This is a genomic window from Arthrobacter sp. AFG20 (assembly GCF_002892795.1).
In the GTDB taxonomy this organism is placed as follows: domain Bacteria; phylum Actinomycetota; class Actinomycetes; order Actinomycetales; family Micrococcaceae; genus Arthrobacter.
Window position 1 is genome coordinate 1 of record NZ_PJMC01000019.1, and the last position, 21,731, is coordinate 21,731.

Annotated in this window: 19 protein-coding genes and 6 pseudogenes; 15 read left to right on the forward strand and 10 right to left on the reverse strand. The window is 63.8% G+C overall.

The window, feature by feature from the left end; all coding sequences use genetic code 11:
• Window positions 1-112 precede the first annotated feature (112 nt).
• From CXZ05_RS23510 to CXZ05_RS18590, 3 genes and pseudogenes are all read left to right on the forward strand, one after another.
• Window positions 113-346 (forward strand): annotated as a pseudogene (locus CXZ05_RS23510) (CocE/NonD family hydrolase); the annotation flags it as partial.
• Window positions 335-1,561 (forward strand): CocE/NonD family hydrolase C-terminal non-catalytic domain-containing protein, encoded by a 1,227-nt coding sequence (locus CXZ05_RS23730; protein WP_374754676.1) that lies wholly within the window; start codon window positions 335-337, stop codon window positions 1,559-1,561. The pseudogene CXZ05_RS23510 and the gene CXZ05_RS23730, both read left to right, overlap by 12 nt.
• A 389-nt stretch (window positions 1,562-1,950) precedes the next feature.
• Window positions 1,951-2,235: a hypothetical protein gene (locus tag CXZ05_RS18590; protein WP_102974007.1), complete on the forward strand. Its 285-nt coding sequence runs from the start codon at window positions 1,951-1,953 to the stop codon at window positions 2,233-2,235.
• A 631-nt stretch (window positions 2,236-2,866) separates the two neighbouring features.
• Here the strand turns inward: CXZ05_RS18590 and CXZ05_RS23735 are convergent.
• Window positions 2,867-2,986 (reverse strand): annotated as a pseudogene (locus tag CXZ05_RS23735) (dihydroxy-acid dehydratase); the annotation flags it as partial.
• 23 nt (window positions 2,987-3,009) lie between these two features.
• Entirely contained in the window at window positions 3,010-3,711 is a 702-nt protein-coding gene (locus CXZ05_RS18600; RefSeq protein WP_102974008.1) for a GntR family transcriptional regulator, read from the reverse strand.
• A 174-nt stretch (window positions 3,712-3,885) separates the two neighbouring features.
• Between CXZ05_RS18600 and CXZ05_RS18605 the strand changes: the two genes are divergently transcribed.
• The 8 genes and pseudogenes from CXZ05_RS18605 to CXZ05_RS23745 all read left to right on the forward strand — a co-directional run.
• A complete protein-coding gene (locus CXZ05_RS18605; protein WP_102974009.1) occupies window positions 3,886-5,052 on the forward strand; it encodes a mandelate racemase/muconate lactonizing enzyme family protein in 1,167 nt (388 codons plus the stop codon).
• A 90-nt stretch (window positions 5,053-5,142) separates the two neighbouring features.
• Window positions 5,143-6,519, forward strand: a complete 1,377-nt coding sequence (locus CXZ05_RS18610) for a cation:dicarboxylate symporter family transporter (protein ID WP_219726563.1) — start codon at window positions 5,143-5,145, stop codon at window positions 6,517-6,519.
• Window positions 6,520-6,641: 122 nt separating this feature from the next.
• On the forward strand, window positions 6,642-7,589 hold the full coding sequence (locus tag CXZ05_RS18615; protein WP_102974010.1) for a phosphoglycerate dehydrogenase: 948 nt from the start codon (window positions 6,642-6,644) through the stop codon (window positions 7,587-7,589).
• A gap of 35 nt (window positions 7,590-7,624) precedes the next feature.
• Window positions 7,625-8,705: pseudogene (locus CXZ05_RS18620) on the forward strand (tartrate dehydrogenase).
• Window positions 8,702-9,013: a hypothetical protein gene (locus CXZ05_RS23740; RefSeq protein ID WP_102974011.1), complete on the forward strand. Its 312-nt coding sequence runs from the start codon at window positions 8,702-8,704 to the stop codon at window positions 9,011-9,013. The pseudogene CXZ05_RS18620 and the gene CXZ05_RS23740 overlap by 4 nt, the downstream one beginning before the upstream one ends.
• A 35-nt stretch (window positions 9,014-9,048) precedes the next feature.
• Window positions 9,049-9,936, forward strand: coding sequence for a CoA ester lyase (locus CXZ05_RS18630; protein WP_102974082.1), 888 nt, complete (start codon window positions 9,049-9,051; stop codon window positions 9,934-9,936).
• Between the two features lie 104 nt (window positions 9,937-10,040).
• Complete coding sequence (locus CXZ05_RS23160) at window positions 10,041-10,178, forward strand: hypothetical protein (protein ID WP_180987454.1); 138 nt, start codon at window positions 10,041-10,043, stop codon at window positions 10,176-10,178.
• 77 nt (window positions 10,179-10,255) lie between these two features.
• Window positions 10,256-10,738, forward strand: a pseudogene (locus CXZ05_RS23745) (fumarylacetoacetate hydrolase family protein); the annotation flags it as partial.
• A gap of 354 nt (window positions 10,739-11,092) precedes the next feature.
• Here the strand turns inward: CXZ05_RS23745 and CXZ05_RS18640 are convergent.
• The 6 genes and pseudogenes from CXZ05_RS18640 to CXZ05_RS18665 form a co-directional block, all read right to left on the reverse strand.
• Window positions 11,093-12,424, reverse strand: a pseudogene (locus CXZ05_RS18640) (flavin monoamine oxidase family protein); the annotation flags it as partial.
• A gap of 58 nt (window positions 12,425-12,482) precedes the next feature.
• Window positions 12,483-12,737, reverse strand: a pseudogene (locus CXZ05_RS18645) (universal stress protein); the annotation flags it as partial.
• Between the two features lie 175 nt (window positions 12,738-12,912).
• Window positions 12,913-13,779 (reverse strand): ABC transporter substrate-binding protein, encoded by an 867-nt coding sequence (locus CXZ05_RS18650; RefSeq protein WP_102974013.1) that lies wholly within the window; start codon window positions 13,777-13,779, stop codon window positions 12,913-12,915.
• 58 nt (window positions 13,780-13,837) lie between these two features.
• Complete coding sequence (locus tag CXZ05_RS18655; protein WP_102974014.1) at window positions 13,838-14,500, reverse strand: amino acid ABC transporter permease; 663 nt, start codon at window positions 14,498-14,500, stop codon at window positions 13,838-13,840.
• The gene (locus tag CXZ05_RS18660) at window positions 14,500-15,147 is read right to left on the reverse strand and encodes an amino acid ABC transporter permease (RefSeq protein ID WP_102974015.1); all 648 of its coding nucleotides are present in this window, start codon (window positions 15,145-15,147) and stop codon (window positions 14,500-14,502) included. Before CXZ05_RS18660 ends, CXZ05_RS18655 begins: the two co-directional genes overlap by 1 nt.
• Before the next feature lie 7 nt (window positions 15,148-15,154).
• On the reverse strand, window positions 15,155-15,946 hold the full coding sequence (locus tag CXZ05_RS18665) for an amino acid ABC transporter ATP-binding protein (protein WP_102974016.1): 792 nt from the start codon (window positions 15,944-15,946) through the stop codon (window positions 15,155-15,157).
• 391 nt (window positions 15,947-16,337) lie between these two features.
• On the opposite strand from CXZ05_RS18665, the gene CXZ05_RS22885 reads away from it, so the two are divergent.
• A complete protein-coding gene (locus CXZ05_RS22885) occupies window positions 16,338-16,523 on the forward strand; it encodes a hypothetical protein (protein ID WP_146033116.1) in 186 nt (61 codons plus the stop codon).
• A 98-nt stretch (window positions 16,524-16,621) separates the two neighbouring features.
• Here the strand turns inward: CXZ05_RS22885 and CXZ05_RS18675 are convergent, their stop codons facing one another.
• Both CXZ05_RS18675 and CXZ05_RS18680 read right to left on the reverse strand, forming a co-directional pair.
• Window positions 16,622-16,831, reverse strand: coding sequence for a hypothetical protein (locus CXZ05_RS18675; protein ID WP_102974018.1), 210 nt, complete (start codon window positions 16,829-16,831; stop codon window positions 16,622-16,624).
• Window positions 16,832-16,925: 94 nt separating this feature from the next.
• Window positions 16,926-17,606, reverse strand: coding sequence for a GntR family transcriptional regulator (locus CXZ05_RS18680; RefSeq protein ID WP_219726564.1), 681 nt, complete (start codon window positions 17,604-17,606; stop codon window positions 16,926-16,928).
• 299 nt (window positions 17,607-17,905) lie between these two features.
• On the opposite strand from CXZ05_RS18680, the gene CXZ05_RS18685 reads away from it, so the two are divergent.
• From CXZ05_RS18685 to CXZ05_RS18695, 3 genes are read left to right on the forward strand one after another with little or no spacing between them, the layout of a single operon-like run.
• A complete protein-coding gene (locus tag CXZ05_RS18685) occupies window positions 17,906-19,291 on the forward strand; it encodes an NAD(P)/FAD-dependent oxidoreductase (RefSeq protein WP_102974019.1) in 1,386 nt (461 codons plus the stop codon).
• A 46-nt stretch (window positions 19,292-19,337) separates the two neighbouring features.
• On the forward strand, window positions 19,338-20,231 hold the full coding sequence (dapA, locus tag CXZ05_RS18690) for a 4-hydroxy-tetrahydrodipicolinate synthase (protein ID WP_102974020.1): 894 nt from the start codon (window positions 19,338-19,340) through the stop codon (window positions 20,229-20,231).
• A gap of 4 nt (window positions 20,232-20,235) precedes the next feature.
• Entirely contained in the window at window positions 20,236-21,723 is a 1,488-nt protein-coding gene (locus CXZ05_RS18695; protein ID WP_180987455.1) for an aldehyde dehydrogenase family protein, read from the forward strand.
• The last annotated feature ends 8 nt before the right edge of the window (window positions 21,724-21,731 follow it).

A 21,731-nucleotide genomic window follows, 5' to 3' on the forward strand; every position in this document is an offset into this window, starting at 1 on the left:
AGCCGTCCAAGCGGCTAGGAGACTTGTGCCATACCTGCCACCCGAGGGTGATCGAAACACTACGACAGCCCCGAAATCACCCACAACAAAAACGTAAGGAGGAGACTTCACCCTCTTCGGTGAGCGCGAACAAGAAGACGGCGCCGAGCTCGTGCACTGGGCCGCCGACCAGCTTGATGGCTCCAACGGCTCGGTGGGCCTCCTCGGCGGCTCCTACCTGGGACTAAACCAGATCTTCAGCCAAGGCCACATCGGCGCCAACACGCCGGTCAAGGCAATGATCCCGGAGTGCGCGGGCGCCGAGTTCTACCGCGAAACCTACTTCTCCGGTGGAATGCCGACCCAAACAGCGAACTTCCCCCGCAACCTGGGATCCATCGTGGGGCCCCGGGCAGGAGTGTTTGGCGCACCACTCGCCGAGGACATCCAGAAAGGAGGGGACGCGGCCTACGATCGCGACTTCTGGAAGTCGCGCACCGCAGGTAATTATGCCGAGGCTATCGCCGATGCCGGCGTTCCCGCCCTGCTGTGGACAAGCTGGGATGACATCTACACCGAGAGCGCACAGAGCATGTACGCCTCACTGCAGAATGCCTATTTCGACCGGCCAACGGATGCGCCGATGAAACCCGGGCAGCCCACCACCAACCGATACCAGATCATCGTCTCGCCTGGCGGCCATTGCGCCGGCGTCAACACAGCCACGGAGCTGGAATGGATGGACACCTGGCTGAAGGGCAAGTCCACCCGCTTCTCAGAGGCTGCTGCGACGCCCATGCACCTCTACCAGCAGGGCAGCGGGACCTGGATCAACACGTCAAACTATCCAATGGTGCAGCACTACACGCCCTATTACCTGAACGCCAGCGGCAAGATGAGCAAGTCCCGGCCGGGCCGGCACGCGGGCAGCGATAGCCTGCGGTTCACCCAACCGTCCGAATCCGGCGGCACCCTCACGTACACCACCGGACCGCTCAAGCAAGGCGCGACCATCGCCGGACCGATCAGTGCAACAATTCACGCTAGTTCCTCCAGTACCAACCTCAACCTGATCGCCCGCCTCGAGAGCGTGGCACCGGACGGAACTGCCACGAGGATCAGTTCCGGGAGCCTGGTGGCCAGCCTGCGCAAACTGGACGCGGGGAGATCCTGGGTCGACAAGTCAGGAACCCCCGTGCGCCCCTACGGAACCTTTACGGGTGACGACTACCTCACACCAGGAAAAGCGTACGAACTCGATGTTGCCATGTCGCCGGATGTCACCCAGATCCTGCCCGGCCATTCGCTGCGCCTCGTGCTGAGCTCCCAGATGCAGGCGAGCGTGTGCTCCGCAGGCCTTGGAAAAGACCCCTGCTTCCCGACGGATCCGCAGTTGAAGACGCTTCCGGGGGAGTACACGATTGCGCACAACGCATCGAACCCGTCGGCCATCAACCTCCCGCTTCTTCCGTACGAGTGTTTTGCCCCGAGCGGAGGGACAGCACAACAGCCGGCAAGCCTCACCGGCGATCCCGGCCAAGGAAGTCACGGAAATCCGTGTGACAACCGCCTGACGCCCTAACGCCACATCCCGAGCGACGACCCTGGTTGCCGCGCCCGGCGATGTTGCCGCGGACACACGGGAAGGGGACTGGCCCATTCGGCCAGCCCCCTTCCGCTGTGGCCAGCCCTTTCTCACCGCCCACGCTTGCCCTGCTGACCGGATTCCGGACACCAGTTACCCCCAGGGATGAAGAACCTCAATTGCCACTGATAGGCAGCAAGCCATTGTTCCAGCCTGTCCGCCTTGGAACCATGGCACCGCGCGCGGATGGGAATGGGCCACCGTACTAAAGCTTGTGCTTCCAGCGGTGCGGGTCCTTACTGGTGGGGGAGGCGAAGCCCCCGAGCCGGGCGCCACCCGCTCCCGTGGTGTGCCGGCTTTACCAGCGACTATCGGAGGTTTGACAAATGTTCGCTCGCGTCAGCACTTACCGGCCCGCTCCCGACAGCACCGGCGAGCCTTCAGCCGACACGGTCCGTCAGGTATTAGCCCTGCCAGGGTGCCAGGGGATTTATTATCTTCGTGGGAAAGACGACAAGTCACTCTCACTCACCCTTTGGGACGACGAGGACGCACTTACCGCCAGCCGTCCGGCGGCGGACCGTATCCGTGAGGAAACGACTGCGGAACAACACATGGAAATCCTCGGGGTGGATGAATTTGAAGTGCTGACCCACCAGCTCAGGGAGTAGCATTCAGCGCACTGTCCCTGGCGTCGTTCAGTGTCGATGAGTGCGTTCCACCCCGGTGCCGCCGCGAGCGACGGAAGAGCGGATTTATGAATGCGCTCCCGGGGCAATGGTCATGAGCGGCGGCGAGAGCGCCGGGAACAACCCGCGCCCAGATCCTTGAGCGGTGTGCGGAAGGTCAGCCTAGCTTCCGCCGCGGAAGTACCGGCGGGAATCGCTCGAGTCATCGCACGCCAAACATCGCTGCCTGTATGTAGGAACGTAAATCACTGGGCATTGGTAATAGGTCTGATCATCGCTGCTGTTGGTTCACTCCTCGCGGTGGCCGGGTACATTATGATCCTCGCCGCGGTGCACCGCGTCCTGGTCAAAATAGATGCTCTTCCCGTCCGTCAGCAGCCGCAGGCAGAGCAGGGATCGACCTACTCCGATCTGACTTCACGTACTGACGGCGATGTTCAGCACAAACTCCGGTCACGATGGCCGATGCCCCAGATCACTAACGGGAGCGCGTTGATTCAGAGCGCATGTCGATCTTTACGTCGAAGTCCAAGACGGCCTCGTCCTCGGCGAGCCGGGGGAGCAGGTACTCGCGGAGCGCGGCGCTGGTGGTCGTGTGTGCGGCGCGGAGGGCTATGTTGATCGTGTCGCCGTTTTCCGCCAGGGCGATGGTTCCACCTGCTGCCTCGGGGGAAACGTGGCCGCTGGAGAGTCCGGACGTTCCACCGGTGAAGCGCCCGTCGCTGATGAGGGCGACCGGGAGGAAGTTTGAGGATGCTAGGCGGTCTTGTCCAAGGTTGCCGACTGATCGTTCTCGCGTTCCTCCAGGGCGCCTGTCACCGAGGCGGTGAGGCTGTTGGCGATGTGGGTTCGTGCGAGTTCGGCTGCGCCGGCGCCGTCCCCGGCGATGACAAGTTCAAGGATCTGGTGGTGCTGATTCAGGTCAATCGTCCGGGGCTCATCTCCATCTGGGAGCTCCAGCCCGACGCGGCGGTAGCGGTCGGACTTGTCCCATAGGTCGTCAAGGAGTTTGATCATGGTGACGTTGTGGGACGCGCTGTAGACGGCGCGGTGGAATTCGCGGTGTGCCTTGATGGCGTCCTCGCCCCAGACGCGGGTGACGGGCAGGAGTTTCTCCGCGGCCGCGCGGATGGCGTCGATGTCAGCGTCGGTCCTGCGGGAGGCGGCAAGTTCAGTCGCTGAGGGTTCCAGTGAGAGACGGACCTCCAGCAGCTCGCGGGCTTCGGCGGCGCTCATGGCGGCCACGCGGGAGTCGCGGTGCGTGTCCATGATGATCAGGCCCTCGCTGGAAAGCCGGCGGATCGCTTCACGCAGGGGAGTGATGCTCATCTGCATGTTCTCGGCCAGTTCGTACTGGGAGATGCGCGAACCAGGGGCAAGCCCCCCGGAGAGGATCAGCTGGCGGAGTTCGTTGTACGCCAGGCTGCCCTTACTGGAAAAGACGTTCGTGGTGCTCATCTGCGGCTCCGGATCTCTCGTCGCGGGTTATGGTCCGCGTCACTGACAGTTTAGTCTCTAAAAACATCTTATAAGAATTTGCTCTTCGGGGGTTGTGCCTCCGGTCACCTTTGGGCTAACGTGATTGCACGATCTTATAAGAAATAAGATATTCGCTCTAGGAGAGATTCAAAGATGAAAATCGTTTCCGCCCACGTCGGCACCATCCCCATCAGTTCCTCGATCCGCAATGCCTTCATTGACTTCACCAAGATGGACTGCACGATCATCGCCCTAGTCAGCGACGTGTTCGTCGACGGAAAGCCCCTGGTCGGCTACGGCTTCAACTCCAACGGCCGCTACAACGCCACGGGCATCCTGAAGGACCGCATCCTGCCGCGCCTGCTGGACGCACCGGCCGAGGACCTTCTTGATGAGGACGGCCAGCTCTCGCCGGAGAAGGCGTGGGACCTGATGATGTCCAACGAAAAGCCCGGAGGCCACGGCGAACGCTCTGTCGCCGTCGGCGTGGCAGACATGGCCCTTCACGACCTCGCCGCGAAGATCGCCGGCGTCCCCCTCTACCGCTGGATCTCGGACCATTACGGCGATGGCAACCCGGACAAGGACGTCTTCGTCTACGCCGCCGGTGGCTACTACGCACCCGGAAAAACCCTCGAGGACCTACAGAACGAAATGCGCGGCTTCCTCGCCAAGGGCTACAACGTGGTCAAGATGAAGATCGGCGGCGCCGACCTGGCCGAAGACCTCCGCCGCATCGAGGCGGTCATCGAGGTCCTCGACGGTGACGGCTCCCGCCTGATGGTCGACGTCAACGGCAAATTCGATCTGGAAACCGCACTTGAATACGGCAAGGCCATCGATAAGTACGGGCTGTTCTGGTACGAGGAAGTCGGCGACCCGCTGGACTACGCCCTGAACGCCACCCTGTCCGAGCACTACAGGAACCCGATCGCCACCGGAGAGAACCTGTTCTCCCTCCAAGACGCCCGCAACCTGGTCCGTTACGGCGGCATGCGCCCGGACCGCGACTTCATCCAGGTCGACCCTGCCCTGAGCTACGGCCTGACAGAATACCGCCGGATCCAGGACATGCTGGCCCAGCACGGCTGGTCCTCCCGCCGCTGCATCCCGCACGGCGGACACCAGTTCTCCCTGCACATCGCCGCAGCACTCAAGCTCGGCGGCAACGAGTCCTACCCGGGCGAGTTCCAGCCCACCGGCGGCTTCACCGACGACGCGGTCATCGTCAACAGCCGCGTAGCCCCCGGCGACCTGCCGGGTATCGGCCTGGAAGGCAAGGCCGAGTTCTACAAGGTCCTGCGCGGGCTGCACGAGTAAGCACTATCGTGCCCGGTCCCGGGCAGTACCGCTGCCCGGGACCGCACCTCTCTTCGTTCCCCCAGTCTGACGTGCAAAGGAGCACCCTGGATGTCGTCCCCCACTGTTAAGAACCCGCAGCACTCACACCCGCCCAAGCAGCGGTCCCGGTTCGGCCGGCTGCTGCGCGAACTCTGGTTCCAAGTCGTCCTGGGCGCCGTCCTGGGCATCGCCGTCGGATTCTTCCTGCCCTCCGTCGGCAAGCAGCTCACACCCCTCAGTGACTGGTTCATCGCCCTGGTGAAGATGATCGTCATCCCCGTGGTGTTCTGCGTGGTTTCCCTCGGCATCGCATCGATGGACAGCCTGCGCAAAGCCGGCCGCATCGGAGTCAAGGCGCTGGGCTACTTCATCGTCCTGTCACTGGTATCAATGCTCATTGGCCTCGTTGTCGCCAACGTCTTCCAGCCCGGCGCCGGCATGAACATTGACCCGTCCAACCTGGACGCCAGCAAGGTCCCGGCCGCAGCCAGCAAGGGCTTCGACGGCCTCGAATTCGTCAGCAACATCATCCCCGAATCCCTGTTCGGCGCCCTGACAGGCCACACCATCATCGCTGCCCTCATGGTCTCCATCATCTTCGGCGCCGCAATGAACGTCTCCGGAGAATCCGGTGCGTTCCTCACCAAGGGCATCCAAGCCCTGTCCACGGTAATCTTCAAAATCGTCAACTGGGTCATGCACCTCGCCCCCATCGGCACCTTCGGCGCACTGGCCGCCGTCGTGGCCAACTACGGCACCCAAAGCCTCCAGCAACTGGGCATCCTCGTCCTGCTGTTCACCGCAACCTGCATCGTGTACGTCCTCGTGGTCCTGGGCACGATCGCCCGGGCCTGCGGAATGAACATCTTCACCGTCATGCGCTACTTCAAGGCAGAACTCCTCATCGCCCTGAGCACCTGCTCCAGCGAGGCCGTCCTGCCGCAGCTGATCAAGAAACTCGAAAACATGGGCGTCGGCAAATCCACCGTCGGCATCGTCATCCCCTCCGGATTCTCCTTCAACCTGGACGGATCCGCCGTCTACCTGACCATGGCCTCGGTGTTCCTGGCCCAGGCCGTCGGCATGGACCTCTCCTGGGAACAGCAGCTGGTCATGGTCGGCGTCATGATGCTCACCAGCAAGGGCACCGCAGGCATCGCCGGCGGAGCGTTCATCGTCCTGGCCAGCACACTGAGCTCCGTCGGCGGCATCCCGCTGGCAGCCCTCGCCCTCATCGTCGGCATCGACCGCCTCCTGAACGAAGGCCGGGTGTTCATCAACGTCCTCGGAAACGCGATGGCCGCCGTCGTCATCGGCAAATGGGAGAAAGACTTCGACCCGGAACAGGCCCGCAGGGCTTTGCACGCCTCAGGCCAGAAAAAGAAGAACGAAATCCCAGCAGAAACCCCCGAACCCGCGGAAGCCGACAAGGTCGACGCCCACTAACACCGGAAACAACGGTCAGGGCCGCTGCGAACTCCGCGGCGGCCCTGACCGGCGTGCCCCAGAGATCCACCATCCACCCAGCAACCACCCGCCCGCACCAGCGACGAGGAACCCATCCGACTATGGCCCCACGCATCCTGATCACCACCGACTACCTCCACCCGGGAGATCCCGTGGACCAGCTCCTGCGCGACCACGGCCTGGAGCCCGTCTACTCACCATCCCGGGGGCCACGCAGCCCGGAGAAACGCCGCTCGTTATTCAACGGCGTCTCCGGGGCGATCCTCGCCAGCGAACCCGTCACCGCCGACATGCTCACCGGCGCTGCCTCCCTCAAAGTCATCGCACGCAGCGGGGTGGGGTACGACTCCATCGACGTCCAGGCGGCCGCCGCACAGGGGATCAGGGTCTGCAACGCACCAGGAACGAACCACCACTCGGTCGCCGAACTCACCATCGGGCTGGTCATCATGGCCGCACGCCGCCTCGCCGAGGTCACCACCGCCGTTCGCCAAGGCCACTGGCCGCGCGAGGCGGGCCATGAACTCCGCGAATCCACCCTGGGCATCATCGGCTACGGACCCGGCGGGCGCGCCACCGCACAACTGGGCACCGCCCTCGGCATGAACGTCCTGGTCAGCACTGCCCACCCCGACCCCGACACCAGCGCCATTCGGTTCACGGATCTCGACACGGTCATCCGTGAGGCCGACTACCTCTCCCTGCACACCCGCGTCGGCCAGTTCACCGGCAAACTGATTGACGCGGGCCGGCTGCAAATGATGAAACCCACCGCCGTGCTCATCAACACAGCCCGCGGCTCACTCGTGGATGAAGAAGCCCTCGCCAAAGCATTGTACGACGGCACCATCGCCGGCGCCGCCCTGGACGTACTCGAGACCGAACCCCTGCCAAGCGACAGCCCCCTCCGGGGCTTGGACAACGTCCTCATCACCTCCCACCTTGCCGGGCAGACGGCCCAAGCCCGGACCCGGGCCGGCCTGGCAGCCGCCCATGCCGTCATCGACGTCCTCGAAAACCGCGAACCGGCACACCCGGTCGACCGCTAAACCGAACACCAAGCACAGACAAAGAAGGATCCCTGATGTCGAAACCCCACCGCATCGCAGTCATTCCCGGCGACGGAATCGGCACAGAAGTCGTACCCGAAGGACTGCGCGTCCTGGACGCCGCAGCCGCAGCCTTCGACCTCAACCTCAAATACGAGCACTTCGACTACGCCTCCGCGGACTACTACACCCGGCACGGGAAGATGCTCCCCGACGGATGGTTCGACCAGCTGAACCAGTTCGATTCCATCTTCTTCGGCGCCGTCGGATGGCCCGACGTCGTCCCCGACCACATCTCGCTGTGGGGAAGCCTCCTGCAGTTCCGCCGCCACTTCGACCAATACGTAAGCCTCCGCCCGGTCAAACTCCTCCCCGGCGTCCCCAGCCCCCTGACCGGCCGTGTCCCCGGCGACGTTGACTTCTACGTCGTGCGCGAAAACACCGAAGGCGAATACTCCAGCATCGGCGGAAAGATCTTCGAAGGCACCGACCGCGAAACCGTAGTCCAGGAAACAGTCATGACCCGCACCGGCGTGGACCGCATCCTCAAATACGCCTTCGACCTGGCCCAAAGCAGGCCCAAAAAGCACCTGACCTCCGCCACCAAGAGCAACGGCATCTCCATCACCATGCCCTACTGGGACGAACGCGTGCAGGCCATGTCCACGGCCTACCCCGACATCGACGTCGACAAGTACCACATCGACATCCTCGCGGCGAACTTCGTCATGCACCCCGACTGGTTCGACGTCGTCGTCGCCAGCAACCTCTTCGGTGACATCCTCTCCGACCTCGGCCCGGCCTGCACGGGGAACCATCGGCATCGCCCCCAGCGGCAACATCAACCCCGAACGAAAGTTCCCCAGCCTCTTCGAACCCGTCCACGGCTCCGCCCCGGACATCGCCGGCAAAGGCATCGCCAACCCCATCGGACAAATCTGGTGCGCCGCCATGATGCTGGACCACCTCGGAGAACCCGAAGCCGCGGCCGCCCTCACCACCGCCACGGAAACCGTGCTCGCCCGTGGACCCGAAGCCCTCACACCCGACATGGGCGGCAACGCCACCACCGAAGAACTGGGCACAGCAGTTGCCTCGGCTCTCACCGCACCATGACCGGGTCAACCGGCCGCCACAGCCAGGACGCGCCTGCCCACGGAGCACCAATCATTCTCCGCCAGTACCTCCACTGGCGCCGGCTCATCGGAGCGACCGTCCAGATCCGCCAGAACGGGCACGTCATCCGCACAGGCACTGTGGACGATGCCATGGCCGACTCCACAGCACTCTGGATCGCCGGCAACGCCACCCAACCACGCACCATGTACGAAGCCGCCCGCGGGATAGAAGTGTGGACAGAACCGAACGAAGCCGAAGACGGGCTCTGCTACCGCATGACGCTCACCGCACCATCAGCCAACTGAGCCACCACGGAAGACCCATGACGCAGCACACATACATGCCCCAAAGCACCCAAGACATCACCCCAGCGCTCAGTACAGTCCCGGACGCTACCCCGGAACGCAATATCCCCGCCGAGATCGCCCGCTCGTGGCTGCTTGTCAACGCAATGAAAACCGAGCTTTTCGACCAGTCCGCGGTGTCCCGCGCGGACTCGATCATCCTGGACATCGAAGACGCCGTGGACCCCTCGCAGAAGGATGCCGCCCGCGAGAACGTCGTAAACTGGCTCACCGGCGGCGGCCAGGCCTGGGTGCGGATCAACGACGCCACCAGCAAGTTCTGGGCTGATGACCTCGCGGGCCTGCGCGGCACGCCGGGGCTGCTCGGCGTCATGCTGGCAAAGACGGAGTCGGCTGACCAGGTCACCGAGTCCTTCCACCGCATGGATGGCAAGACGCCGGTCATCCCGCTCGTGGAATCCGCGCTCGGCATCGAAGAGGCCAACCACATCGCCAAGGCCCAGGGTGCGTTCCGCCTGGCGTTTGGCTCCGGCGACTTCCGCCGCGACACCGGCATGGCGAACACCCAGGAGGCCATGGCCTACCCGCGCGCCAAGCTCGTCGTCGCCAGCCGGGTGGGCAACCTGCCGGGCCCCATCGACGGCCCCACGGTCGGCACCAACCACCCGATCCTGCGCGAGCAGACCGGCGTCACAGTGATGATGGGCATGACCGGAAAGCTCTGCCTGGCTATCGACCAGACCAGCGTCATCAACGAGGTCATCAGCCCCACGCCGTCCGACGTCGCCTGGGCCACCGACTTCATGGCCGACTTCGAGGCCAACGGCCGCGTCATCCGCGACGGCTCCGACCTGCCCCGCCTCGGCCGCGCAGAGAAAATCATGAAGCTCGCCCTCGCCTTCGAGGTGCAGCCGGCACCCTAACACCCGCGCCCACCCCGCCAAGGCTCGCGTCGACGCCCCAGCGGGCGAACGAAGAGCCCCCGCTCACCCCCCATGCGACGCCCACGAATCAGGAAGAAAAACGAATGGCCTACGCAAATTACCGATACAAAGGTCACAACTACGTCGGCGAAGTCCACGGTGAACACCTCATCCCGCTGGCCGGCTCACCGACGTCGGACCGGAAACACCCGCAGAGCTCCTCGCCTCCGCCGCCCGTCTGACCGAATCACGCGTTGCCCTCTCCGAAGTCACCCTTCGTGCTGCATCACCAGGGGCCGGGAAGATCCTCTGCGTAGGCCTGAATTACAAAGACCATGCCGACGACGCCAGCCCGGCCGCCTTTCCCGTCCTGTTCCCCAAGTACGCATCCACCCTCATCGGACCCGGCGATTACATCGTCCTGCCTCCGGAATCCAGCCAGGTCGACTTTGAGGGCGAACTCGCCGTCATCATCGGCAAGGCAGGGCGCCGCATCACCGAACAGGACGCCATAGACCACATCCTGGGCCATTGCGTCTCCAACGACGTCACCATGCGCGACTATCAGAACAAGTCCCACCAATGGCTGCAGGGCAAGATCTGGGACAACACCACCCCGCTCGGCCCCTACATCGTCAGCCCGGCGGAAACCGACATCAGCAAGGCCGGCATCAGCACAACCCTGAACGGAGAGGTTGTACAAAAATCCGACCTCTCCCCACTGATCTTCAGCATCCCCACTCTCATCGCCGCCATCTCCGAATTCACCACGCTGGAGCCAGGGGACGTCATCCTTACCGGCACACCATCCGGAGTCGGCTATCGCCGGGACCCCCAACTGTTCCTTAAAGACGGCGACACGTCACCGTGGCTGTTGAAGGAATCGGCAACATCACCAACAGAATCAGGGCAGAAATCACCTAGGCCCAGTCTGGGATCGTTGTTAGGTTGGGGTGTACCTCATGTCGACGTGTTGAAGATGCTTTTCGCGTCGTCGGCGCGGTCGGCGACTCCACCAGCGCCGGAGAGCTCGCGAGGACCAGGATCAGCTCGGCCCCCGGGCAAGCAAGTCGTAGCGGGCGAAACCCGAAGGGCACATCCTTCCTTGGGAAGCCTGGCTCAGATGCCTCGCGAGGCCAATGCCAGGGTGTCGTCACTAGCCCGTGGGCTGCAGGGAGGCGAGAATCAGGGCAGCGACTCGTTCTGCCTCGGTGTAAGCCCCGTGGGTTCCCGCGGTCTCCGACGTGTAGTCGCCGGCGAAATGCAGCGATCCGATCGACCGCTGCAGTTCACGAAGGATTGCTGCTCTTTCGGGGCTCAACAACGCGAAGCAGTGCTGCCAGGTTTGGGCGTGCACACCGAGAACCCGGCCGCGCAGCTGCGGTGCCACCGTATACACGTCCTCCAGCCACTGTGCGACCCTCTGCTCGTCGTCGGCAAATCCCGGCAGGTAGCCTGCGGAGTTCCCGTAGCAGGTCAATTGGAGAATGTTCGCACGTGAGGTCTCCTCCGTACCTCCCGGGACAGGATTGATGATGGCGTCGAAGGGCATGCCAACGGTCACGATAAAGGCCCAGTCCTTGAACTCGGGAAGCCCCTCAATATCGGCAACAATGTTCAGCGTGGTGCTGCCGGGACTGGCCACCCTCTTCAGCGCTGACGTCTTCCACTCGGGCAGGTTTTGGACCACATCGGGGACGACGGGGGCTGGAACGGCCAGCACCACATGCTTCGCCGTCAGCTTCTGCCCGCCATCCTCGCCCGTCACGGCCACCTCGTTAAAACCTTCCCCCTCGAGCAGGGTCAGGCCGGTTACCCGGGCGTTGTAGCGGACCGTGTGATCAGGCAGGCGTTTCAGGATGGCCCGCGGGATGGCCTGCATGCCTTCCAAAGCGAACAGGCGGTTGTTCTTCTCCCGCGCGAGGTAGCTGGCAAAATAGCGCATCGCGTACTTGGCCGAGAGGTTGGCCGGGTCGCCTACGGCCCCGCCGCGGATAGCGGTGGCGATGATGTCCCGGACGGCCGGCTGCAGGTCGGCGATCCGTTCAGCGACTGTCTCACCTGAAAGCTTGTCGAGTTGGCCGGCTGACGTCCGGTCGCTGACATAGTCCTGGTACTCGGTGAGTGAAGTGCCAATGAACTTGATCAGCTCGGTCTTTTCGGAGTCTGTGAGATTGAGGCCAGCCACCACGTCCTCGTTGGTTTCGGCCACGACGGTCTCGCCGTTGACGTGGATACCGTACGTTTCGGGGAGGAAAGGAACGGTCTCGATGCCCAGCTCATGGACAAGCTCTTCTGATTTTGTTCCTTTGTACACGAACATCGCGCCGGAGTTCGCCGACGTTCCCGCGAGCTTGACCGTGTGTGACCGTCCGCCGATATCCGGGCCGGACTCCAGGACGAGGACGTCCAGCCCCGAGTCGCGCAGATAGTACGCAGTACCCAGTCCTGCGGCGCCTGCACCAACAATTATCACGTCATGCAATGAGGACTCCTCGAAATTCTTCTGTTGTTGCTTTCATGGTTCAGCCGCCGCCTGTAGCGGCTTAGCCTGCGTCGTAAGTGTTGGCGATGTAGACGTCGTAGGGCGCGTTGGGGGCCACGCTGCCCAGGACGCGTCCGATGCCCTGCATCCTGCGGTTGCCCCCGACGATGATGCGGGCTTCTTTTTGGGTTGCTTCCCTGATGAGGGCATCCGCCGGCCTGCCATGGGCTGTGGGGTAGGTAATTTGGATGTCCGCGCCCAGCGTGTCGGCCACTAGCCTGGCGACGTGTTCGGCCTTGTCGGCGTCGGACACTATTTTCGCGCCGTCGGGCTGCCGTCCACCCTACAACAACGATTCCGCTCATGTGCATGCTCCCTTGCTTGCTTGCTTGAACACCTAAGAAATCAGGGTGGCCTTCGGCGCTAGCAAGTACCATCAGGGCGGCGCCGGACAGGACATCCGGCACCACCCTGAGGAAAGTACGACGCCGTTAGAGCTCGGTGGGCGCGCCCGGCTCGCCGACGGAGGGATCGATCCCGTACTTTTCCAAGAGCTTCTTGATGGTGCCGTTCTCGCGGAGCTTCTGGATGTCCTCGTCCAGCGCCTTGCCGAGCGTGTCGTTGTCGAGGCTGGACGGCAACATGACCTGGCCAAGTGCGGCGAACTGGGGGACGTTGGGGTTTGGCTTGACGTCGATCACCTTGGCGCCCTCGATTGGGGCGGTCTTGAACCGGTAATTGGCGGACGCGGAGGATGCTACGAGGGCATCGATGCGTCCGGCCTTGAGGTCTGAGTAGATGGATTCGTCGTCCTGGTAAATCTTGAAGTTGTCTCCAAGCCACTTCTGCATGCTGTCGTTCCAGAGGTTGCCGGCGACCGAGCCAACCTTTTTACCCTCGAGGTCGTTGCTGGTCAGGCCCTTGGTGGAGACGATGGCCTGCGGATCGCTCCAGAGCGGGGTGCTCAGGTAGACGATCTTGGTCCGTTCCTTGGTGCGCAGCCAGTTTCCCGAGCCGATGTCAACGCGCTTTGACTGCACTGACGGGATGACCGCTCCAGCTCCGCCCGAGGTGCTCACCGTGACCTTGAGGCATTCGAGTTTGGCGATCTCGTTGATCAGGTCACCTTCCATGCCGGTGACGTTATCGCCCTCCAGGATGGTGGCGGGCGCATAGTCGTAGCTTGCGACTGTGAGTTCGCCTTCGGTAATCGTTTTGATGCCCTCATGGGCCGGCTTGCAGTCCGATGCGCTGTCGGCGTTACCGCTGCCGCCGCAGGCGGCGAGGGAGACGGCAAGTAGGCCGGCGGCGGTGCCGGCGGAAAGCGTGCGCACGAGTGTACGGGGAGTTGGTGACATGGTTTTTCTCTCTTTGCGGAGTTTGTGGGCGGATTGCCCGGGATAAGTGGGGTAGAGGTCAGTTGCGTTGCAGGTGCCGGCCGAGGCGCAATTCCAGCACTCGGACGAGGCCGAGGAAGACGAGGGTGAGCGATCCGTAGATGACTGCAGTAAGCAGGTAGACGCTGAGGTATTCAAAGGTGATGGAGGCGATCTCGAAGCCCTTGGACATCAGTTCAGGGACGGCGATTACGAAGGCGAGTGCACTGCCCTGGAAGACTAGGACGGCGAGCCCGGCCAGAGGCGGGGTGGATATCCGCAGTGCCTGGGGCAGGATGACGATCCGGAACCCTGTCCAGCCGCGGAGCCCGGAGGTGAGTGCCGCTTCCTTCTGGCCCAGTGGTACCGCCGCGAGTCCTGCGCGGAAGTACTCCGAGGCGTAGGCGCCGGTGTTCCACGTCAAAGCGATGATGGCGGTGGTCAGCGACGTCAGGGTGATGCCGGCATCGGGGAGGCTGAAGTACATCAGGTACAGCAGCACCAGGGCCGGCAGTCCCCGCCCGATCTCCACGAAGAAGAAGGAGACCCACTGCAGGGGCGGGAATTTTGCGGCTGCCATCACGGCGAACAGCAAGCCGAGCGGGAAACCGAAGAGCAGTGAGAGTCCGGTCAGTTGGAGACTGACAAGGAGTCCTGGAGCGAGGTTGGGCAACCATCCGATCCACTGGGTGAGCATGTCCATCACGCCACTCCGATCTTCCTGCGGAGCCTGAGGTCGACCTGCCGTGAGACGAGGGCCACCACGAGGCTGATCACGATGTAGAGCGCGCCGGCAACGATGAACGAAAGAAGGCCCTCGTGTGTCTGCTTCGCGCTTTGCTGGGCGTAGTAGGTGATCTCACGGACACCGATGGTGGAGGCCAGGGCAGAGTCCTTGAGGAGTCCGATGCCGTAGGTGGCGATCGCCGGCAGCGCCACGCGGAACGCCTGCGGGGTGATGATGTGTCCCACCGTGGTGACAGCGCTCAAGCCCAGCGCGTGGGCGGCTTCGCGTTGGCCGTCGGGGATGCTCAGCAGGCCGGAGCGGTAGATCTCGGCCATGAAGGCGGAGGCGATGATGGAGAAGCCTATGATCGCGGCCTGGATGGTGGAGAGCCGCAGCGCGTACTGGGGCAGGCCGAAGTAGATCAGGAACAGCCAGGTAATGGGCGGGATGACCCGGACGATGTTTATGTAAAGGGTCGCGATGGCCCGGACGATGGCGACGGGGGAGCGGACGGCCCCGACAAGCACCAGGCCGATGATGCCGCCGAACAGGAGTGAGGCGCCCGTGACGTACAGCGTGAGTCCGACGCCCCGGGCGATCGCGGGCAGGAGTTCCATGATCATCGAGGGCTCACCTGTCCAGCACGGCTTTGAGGAACTGCCGGGTGCGGTCGTTCTGCGGCTCCGACATCACCTGCTCACTCGGGCCGATCTCCAGCACGCCGCCATTGCCCATCACCATGATGCGGTCCGAGACATCACGGGCGAAGTGCATCTCGTGCGTCACCACGAGCATGGTCATGCCCTCGTCGGCGAGGTCACGCATTACGGCGAGCACCTCAAGGCCGATCTCGGGATCGAGGGCGGACGTCGGTTCGTCGAAGAGCATGACCTTCGGTGACAGGGCCAGAGCACGGGCGATGGCGATGCGCTGCTGCTGCCCTCCCGAGAGGCGGGCGGGGTATGCCTTGGCCTTGTCCGGAAGGCCAACGCGCTTGAGCAGCTTCTCCGCGACTTCCTGCGCCTGCTCCTTGCTGGCGCCCAAAACCTTGCGCTGGGGCAGGGTGATGTTCTCCATTACGGTCAGGTGCGGAAACAGGTTGAAGCTTTGGAAGACCATTCCGGTGACGCGCCGGAGGTGGTCCAGGCGCGCTTTGTCCGGCAGTTTCCCGCCGGCAACAACGCGGGCTCCGCCGATTTCGATAGTGCCCTCAGTCGGGGTCTCCAGGTAGTTCAGGCATCGCAGGAAGGTGCTCTTGCCTGCCCCGGACGGGCCGATGATCGAGACTACTTCACCCTCGTTCATCACCAGATTCACATCTGATAAAACACGGCTCGCTCCATAACTCTTGCCGAGTCCGGAAACCGCAACTTCACCAGAGTGCGTGGTGCGGGGAGCTTTAGTGCCAAAGCTTAAGCCCATTTTAAGTTCCTTTGGGTAGTGGGCGCATTAACCATGAGTCGGTTCACCGACGGTGCCGTGTTGTGCAGGTGCCACGTGACGCGCTTGGTGAGGCACACGCTGTGGCTTGCTTCACGCTGTGTGCTTTACGTCACTCTAGCCAGCGTTTTCATAATTGTCTAGATCTGTGATCACAAATCACGACTGCTACGAGGGGCGCGATGGTTGTGCCGCGGTTCCTGGCACTTGGGCCGCAACTACAAGTGGCTTGGGACCATGACGGTGGTGGAGATCGCCATCACCACCCGATCGCCCGCATGCCGAGCTCCCCGGGCGGTGTCCCGTGGAACCCCCAGTTCGACTGGAAGTTCGTGAACTGCACGCCGCTGGTGGGCGGAACCCTGCTGGCGCTATGGCCTGGGAACTGCGGGTCAAGCACACTCACACCGGCCCCCGCCACACGGTGGACCTGCCCAACGGACTCACCTGCGCTGACGGGCTCGAGATCGAGTACGAAGAGCACCACCCCGGCCACCACCATCACCATGCAGTCCACGTTGGCCACCTGGAGAAGTCCGACGCCAACCACCGCGCCTAACCCCACACGTCCCAAGCCATTGAGTGCAGGGCCCGGCCGCGCTGAACGCAGCCGGGTCCTTTATCGCAGCGACTCTCCGGCGGTGATTGAGCCGAGAGTTAGTCGGCGACGAGGTGCCACGGGGAAGTGGCGAGGTGAGCCACCGGCACGCTAGCCGTGCCGGGGCCGCTGCGTCGTCCCATGGAGTGCGTGCCGGGGGCGAACCGTGCACTGTTGGACGCCACCACCTTGCCCGTCTCCGTGATCAGGGCGACGTGTTCGTCCCGGCGGCCGAGGTTCAGCAGGAAGGTCCTCTCGATGGACTCCATGGAAAGGTCTTTTGAGCACGAAAGACGCGTTTTTGGGCAGACGAGCGATGCTTTGCGCTGCTCCTCCAGCAAAAAATCGGAACTACATGCTGAGCTATGGTGCGCCTTGTTCTGCCAGCCGTGTCTTGATCCTCTCGCTGGCGTCCAGGAGGGAGGCCTCGTTGACCGCTGCGGCGGCTGCAGGGTCCGCGTTCCGGGCGGCGGCCACCAGGTCCTGCTGGTGGCGCCACAGGGAGTCGTCTTTTCCAGTGTCCAGGGAACCTTGGGCGCCAACGATCTTGTACGCCCGGCATTGCTGCCACAGCGCCCGAATCATCTGGAGCAGCACCGGGTTTCCCGCGGCTTCGTAGAGGATCGACAGCATGGCCTCGTCATGATCAAGCAGGTCGATCACCCGGCGTTCGTCAATCGCCTTCCGCATCAGGTCGTATTCGGACTGCATCCTGTCGCAGTCTTCGTCGGTGACCTTCTCAGTGCCCAAGCGTGCGGCCTCGGTTTCCAGGAGCCGGCGGACGTCGTAGACGTGGATGAGTTCTTCGAGGGTCAGGCTCTTGACCACTGCCCCCTTGTGCGGTTGGCGTTCGGCCAACCCGGTCTCCTCCAGGCGCCGGATCGCCTCGCGGACGGGCATCACGCTGGTTCCCACCTGCTCAGCGAGGTCACGCACCTTTAGCCGCGACCCGGCCGGCAGGTCCCCACTCAGGATCGCTGCATGAATCATCGCGTAGACCTGATCGGTCAGAAGGGTGGGCTCGGCGCGCTGGGATATGACCACAGATCAAATATACGACCCTGCCGGGCAGTCCTCCTCCCGGCGACTGCATCAGCCGCCGGTCATGTTCAAAAAATCTTCCGCCAAGCCTTGTGTGATCTGTGATCACATCTTATGGTGGTTTGAGTCACACAACGCACCGCCTTGAAGTCCCACGGAGGGGATGGAAGCGCACCACAAGCTGGTGTGGACGCCAAGGGTGGCGTCCTCCCACGCCAAGCCCTACGAGTTAGCTGCCGTGGTGCCAGGAGCCGCTGCCAGCGGCGGTCACGCAAAAGAATCAACAGCAAGGAATGGGAATCATGAAAGACGCAGTCATCGTCGGAGGCGGACTTGCCGGACTCTCGGCAGCCTGGCGGCTCCGGCACTGGGACACGGTAGTCCTGGAATCTGGAGACCGGGTGGGCGGACGCATCCGCTCCGAACGCAGGGGTGACTACTGGCTGAACTGGGGCGGACACGTCTTCGCCGGCGCCGGATCCTCCACCGATGCGCTGCTCAATGAGGTCGGCGTGATGGCGGTCCAGATCCCTGGGTCGCTGCAGGGCCTGTCGATGAACGGGAAGTTCATCAAGAAGGGGCACATTGCCACCTACCCGTTCCGCATCCCGATGTCCCTTTCCTCCCGGGTGGACACCCTGCGTGCCGGCCTCAAGGTGGTCAGTGGAGTGGCGAAGTACACCGGCGTGGTGCGGAAGCGCGCGGGCGAATCCGGTGCCATGCGGCAGCAGCGCATTTACGACTTTGAGAACAGCACCTCTTTCCAGGACTTCATCGGCAACCTGTCCGAGGACGCCGCTGCCCTGTTCAAGACCACCGTCACCCGCTCTGCCGGTGACATGGACGAGATCTCGGCCGGGGCCGGCATCGGCTACTTCAGCCTGGTCCTCGGGTTTGGCCAGGGCCTTAGCCAGGGCATCGTGGGCGGCCCGTCCACGCTGACCGAATCGATCGCGGCTGCCATGGGGGACCGCGTCCAGCTCGGCGCCGTCGTCCACGAAGTAGTCCATAAGAAGGATTCCGTCGTGGTCCGGTACCGCCAGGACGGCGTCGACCGCGAGGTTGAGGCCCGCACGGTGGTTCTCGCCACCACCGCCGATGTGTCGCACAAGATCGGCGTGGACCTTCCCGAGGACCTGCGCAGGGCACTCAGCCAGATCAAGTACGGCCCGCACGTCAGCACCGCGTTCCTGACCAATGAGACCACAGCCCGGCCCTGGGATGACATCTACGCGATTGCCGCGCCGAAGCGCTCGTTCGCGATCGCCCTGAACCAGGCGAGCATCGTCCGCGGCACCGAGTCCGTCCGCAAGCCGGGCGGCAGTTTCATGACGTTCTCCCCGGCGAGCCTGGGCAAGGCCCTGCTGGAGAAGAGCGAGGAGGAAGTCATCAAGACCCACCTCGCTGACCTCGACCAGGTCCTTGGCCACGGCTTCGCCGACAGCGTGGTGGAAGCCAAGGTGGACCGGTGGAAGAACGCTTCCCCTTACTGCTTCCCGGGCCGGGCCAAGATTCAGTCCACCCTGATGAGGGGTGCGGACCGCGTCTTCCTGGCCGGCGACTACCTGGGAACCCTGTACACCGAAAGCTCCATCACCACCGGGTTCTCCGCAGCCCAGGAGGCTGCCAGCGTGCTGGCCACCCACCGCCAGGCCCGGCCGCTTTCCGGCCTGTCCGTCGTCGCCTGACCATCCATCCCTGATCACATCCCCCGAACTTAAGTAAGGAACCATCATGACCAACAACCTCCGCGGCGTCCTCACCGCCCTGTCCACGCCTTTCAACCAGGACGAAACCATCGACGTCGAAACCCTGCGGAAGATCGTTGACCGCTCCATCGACGCTGGTGTTGACGGCGTCGTGGCCGCAGGATCTACCGGCGAGGTGGGCGCACTGTCCTCCGAAGAGCGGCTGCTCCTCATCGAGACCGTCGTCAAACAGGCGAACGGGCGCGTGCCGGTCATCGCAAACTCTGGCGCCACCTCCACCGCTGAGGCCATCCGACTGTCCCAGGCTGCCGAGAAGCTGGGCGCCGACGTGCTCATGCTCATCACCCCGTACTACGAACCGCTGTCCCTCGAGGAAACAGTCACCTACATCAAAGACGTCGCCCGGTCCGTCAAGATCCCGGTGATGCTCTACAACATCCCTGCGGTCACCGGCGTCAACCTGGACCCGGCCACCGTCCGGGCACTGGCTGAAGAAGTGGACAACATCCGCTACATCAAGGACTCCAGCGCCAACTGGGAACAAGCCCTGCAGCTGATCCACCACCACAGCGATGTCATCGCTACCTTCATTGGCTGGGATGTCTACCTCTACAGCGCCCTGGTCGAAGGCGCAGCCGGCGTTATGGCTGGCACCGCCAACGTGGTTCCCGATGAAATCGTTGCCGTGAGCCGGCGGATCGCCGAAGGCGACCTGGCGGGGGCGCTGGAGCTGTGGAAGAAGGTGTACCCGGTCATCGACGCCCTCCTCTCCGTGCCGTTCATCCCGGCCGTCAAAGCGGGCCTCACCCAGCAGGGACTTCCCGCCGGCTCCCCGCGCCGCCCCACCGCCGACCTGAACGCCGACGACCTGGCCCGTGTCCAGCAGGCCGTCTCCGCCCTCTACCAGAACGTGGGATAAGACCATGACAACAGAAACAGCACTGTTCACCGTCCGCCGGGCGGACTCGCAGCTGTCCCCCTCCCTGCCTCCTTTCGGCCAGTTCATCGGCGGGGCGTTCGTGCCCTCCAGTTCCTCCGAAACAGTGGATATCGTCAACCCGGCCACGGAGGAGGTGCTGACAAAGGTCCCTGCCGGCACGGTTGAGGATGTGGATGCCGCCGTCGCCGCTGCCGTGGCGGCGAAGGACGCGTGGGCGGCAACGACGCCGCGGGACCGCGCCGCTGTCCTGCTGAAGATCGCGGACATCATCGAGGCCAACCGGGAGCTGTTCGAAACCCTCGAAGCAGCGAACACCGGCAAGCCCGCTGCGGTGGCGGAAGACGACATCTCCAGCGCCGTCGACACCTTCCGGTTCTCCGCCGGCGCAGCCCGTGCCTACAGCACGCTCGGCGCCGACGACTACGCCGAGAACCACACCTCGGTAATCCACCGCGAGCCGGTCGGCGTCGTCGGCGTCATCACACCGTGGAACTACCCGCTGCTGATGGCCGCGTGGAAGATCGCCCCGGTCCTGGGCGCAGGCAACACGCTCGTTCTCAAACCCTCCGAGCAGACACCGCTGACCACCCTCAAGCTGGCCGAACTCATTACCGGCGAGGTCCCCGCCGGCGTGCTCAACATTGTGACCGGTCCCGGCCGCGTGGTGGGCAACCGACTCTCCGAGCACCCCGATGTGGACCTCGTGGCCATCACGGGCAGCGTGAGCAGCGGCCAGAAGGTGGCCGCCGCAGCCTCCGGTTCCGTCAAACGCGTGCACCTTGAGCTGGGTGGCAAGGCACCCGTCGTCGTCTTTGCCGACGCCGACCTTGAGGCCGCTGCCAAGGGCGTCCGCAGTGCCGGGTTCTGGAACGGCGGTCAGGAGTGCGGCGCGGCGTGCCGCGTCCTGGTCCACGAATCGGTGGCCGAGAAGTTCACCGAGCTGCTGGTCCGGGAGATCAGCGAGATCACCGTCGGCACCCCCGGCGCCGGCGACGCCGAAATCGGCTCGATGATTTCCAAAGCCCACTACGAGCGGGTCCTCGCAGCACTCGACGACGTCCGGAAGGACGGGCTGACCATCGCGGTCGGCGGCCGCGCCATCGAAGGGCCGGGCTACTTCATCGAGCCCACCGTGGTCACCAACGTCCCGGCCGGTGCCGCGATCACCAGCAACGAGATCTTCGGGCCCGTGGTGTCGGTGGAAACGTTCAGCACCGACGAGGAAGCCGTCACCCGCGCCAACGAGACGATCTACGGCCTGGCCGCGTCGGTGTGGACCAGGGATTCCGCCCGCTCGCTGACTGTTCCGCGGAAGCTGGACTTCGGTACGGTCTGGGTCAACTCGCACCTGGTCATCGCCACCGAAATGCCGTGGGGCGGCTTCAAGGGTTCCGGCTACGGCCGCGACCTCTCCAGCTACGCCCTGGACGACTTCTCCCGCACCAAGCACGTTATGTACAACCGAGGCTAGACCAGGAG

Excerpts from the sequence above, each read along its gene's own strand:
- CXZ05_RS23160 (WP_180987454.1), top strand. The coding sequence starts at position 10,041 with ATGGCCTACGCAAATTACCGATACAAAGGTCACAACTACGTCGGCGAA.
- CXZ05_RS18655 (WP_102974014.1), bottom strand. The coding sequence starts at position 14,500 with ATGGACATGCTCACCCAGTGGATCGGATGGTTGCCCAACCTCGCTCCA.
- CXZ05_RS22885 (WP_146033116.1), top strand. The coding sequence starts at position 16,338 with ATGGCCTGGGAACTGCGGGTCAAGCACACTCACACCGGCCCCCGCCAC.
- CXZ05_RS18660 (WP_102974015.1), bottom strand. The coding sequence starts at position 15,147 with ATGATCATGGAACTCCTGCCCGCGATCGCCCGGGGCGTCGGACTCACG.
- CXZ05_RS23730 (WP_374754676.1), top strand. The coding sequence starts at position 335 with ATGCCGACCCAAACAGCGAACTTCCCCCGCAACCTGGGATCCATCGTG.
- CXZ05_RS18615 (WP_102974010.1), top strand. The coding sequence starts at position 6,642 with ATGGCCCCACGCATCCTGATCACCACCGACTACCTCCACCCGGGAGAT.
- CXZ05_RS18685 (WP_102974019.1), top strand. The coding sequence starts at position 17,906 with ATGAAAGACGCAGTCATCGTCGGAGGCGGACTTGCCGGACTCTCGGCA.
- CXZ05_RS18605 (WP_102974009.1), top strand. The coding sequence starts at position 3,886 with ATGAAAATCGTTTCCGCCCACGTCGGCACCATCCCCATCAGTTCCTCG.
- CXZ05_RS23740 (WP_102974011.1), top strand. The coding sequence starts at position 8,702 with ATGACCGGGTCAACCGGCCGCCACAGCCAGGACGCGCCTGCCCACGGA.
- CXZ05_RS18600 (WP_102974008.1), bottom strand. The coding sequence starts at position 3,711 with ATGAGCACCACGAACGTCTTTTCCAGTAAGGGCAGCCTGGCGTACAAC.
- CXZ05_RS18675 (WP_102974018.1), bottom strand. The coding sequence starts at position 16,831 with ATGGAGTCCATCGAGAGGACCTTCCTGCTGAACCTCGGCCGCCGGGAC.
- CXZ05_RS18695 (WP_180987455.1), top strand. The coding sequence starts at position 20,236 with ATGACAACAGAAACAGCACTGTTCACCGTCCGCCGGGCGGACTCGCAG.
- CXZ05_RS18590 (WP_102974007.1), top strand. The coding sequence starts at position 1,951 with ATGTTCGCTCGCGTCAGCACTTACCGGCCCGCTCCCGACAGCACCGGC.
- dapA (WP_102974020.1), top strand. The coding sequence starts at position 19,338 with ATGACCAACAACCTCCGCGGCGTCCTCACCGCCCTGTCCACGCCTTTC.
- CXZ05_RS18665 (WP_102974016.1), bottom strand. The coding sequence starts at position 15,946 with ATGGGCTTAAGCTTTGGCACTAAAGCTCCCCGCACCACGCACTCTGGT.
- CXZ05_RS18630 (WP_102974082.1), top strand. The coding sequence starts at position 9,049 with ATGCCCCAAAGCACCCAAGACATCACCCCAGCGCTCAGTACAGTCCCG.
- CXZ05_RS18650 (WP_102974013.1), bottom strand. The coding sequence starts at position 13,779 with ATGTCACCAACTCCCCGTACACTCGTGCGCACGCTTTCCGCCGGCACC.
- CXZ05_RS18610 (WP_219726563.1), top strand. The coding sequence starts at position 5,143 with ATGTCGTCCCCCACTGTTAAGAACCCGCAGCACTCACACCCGCCCAAG.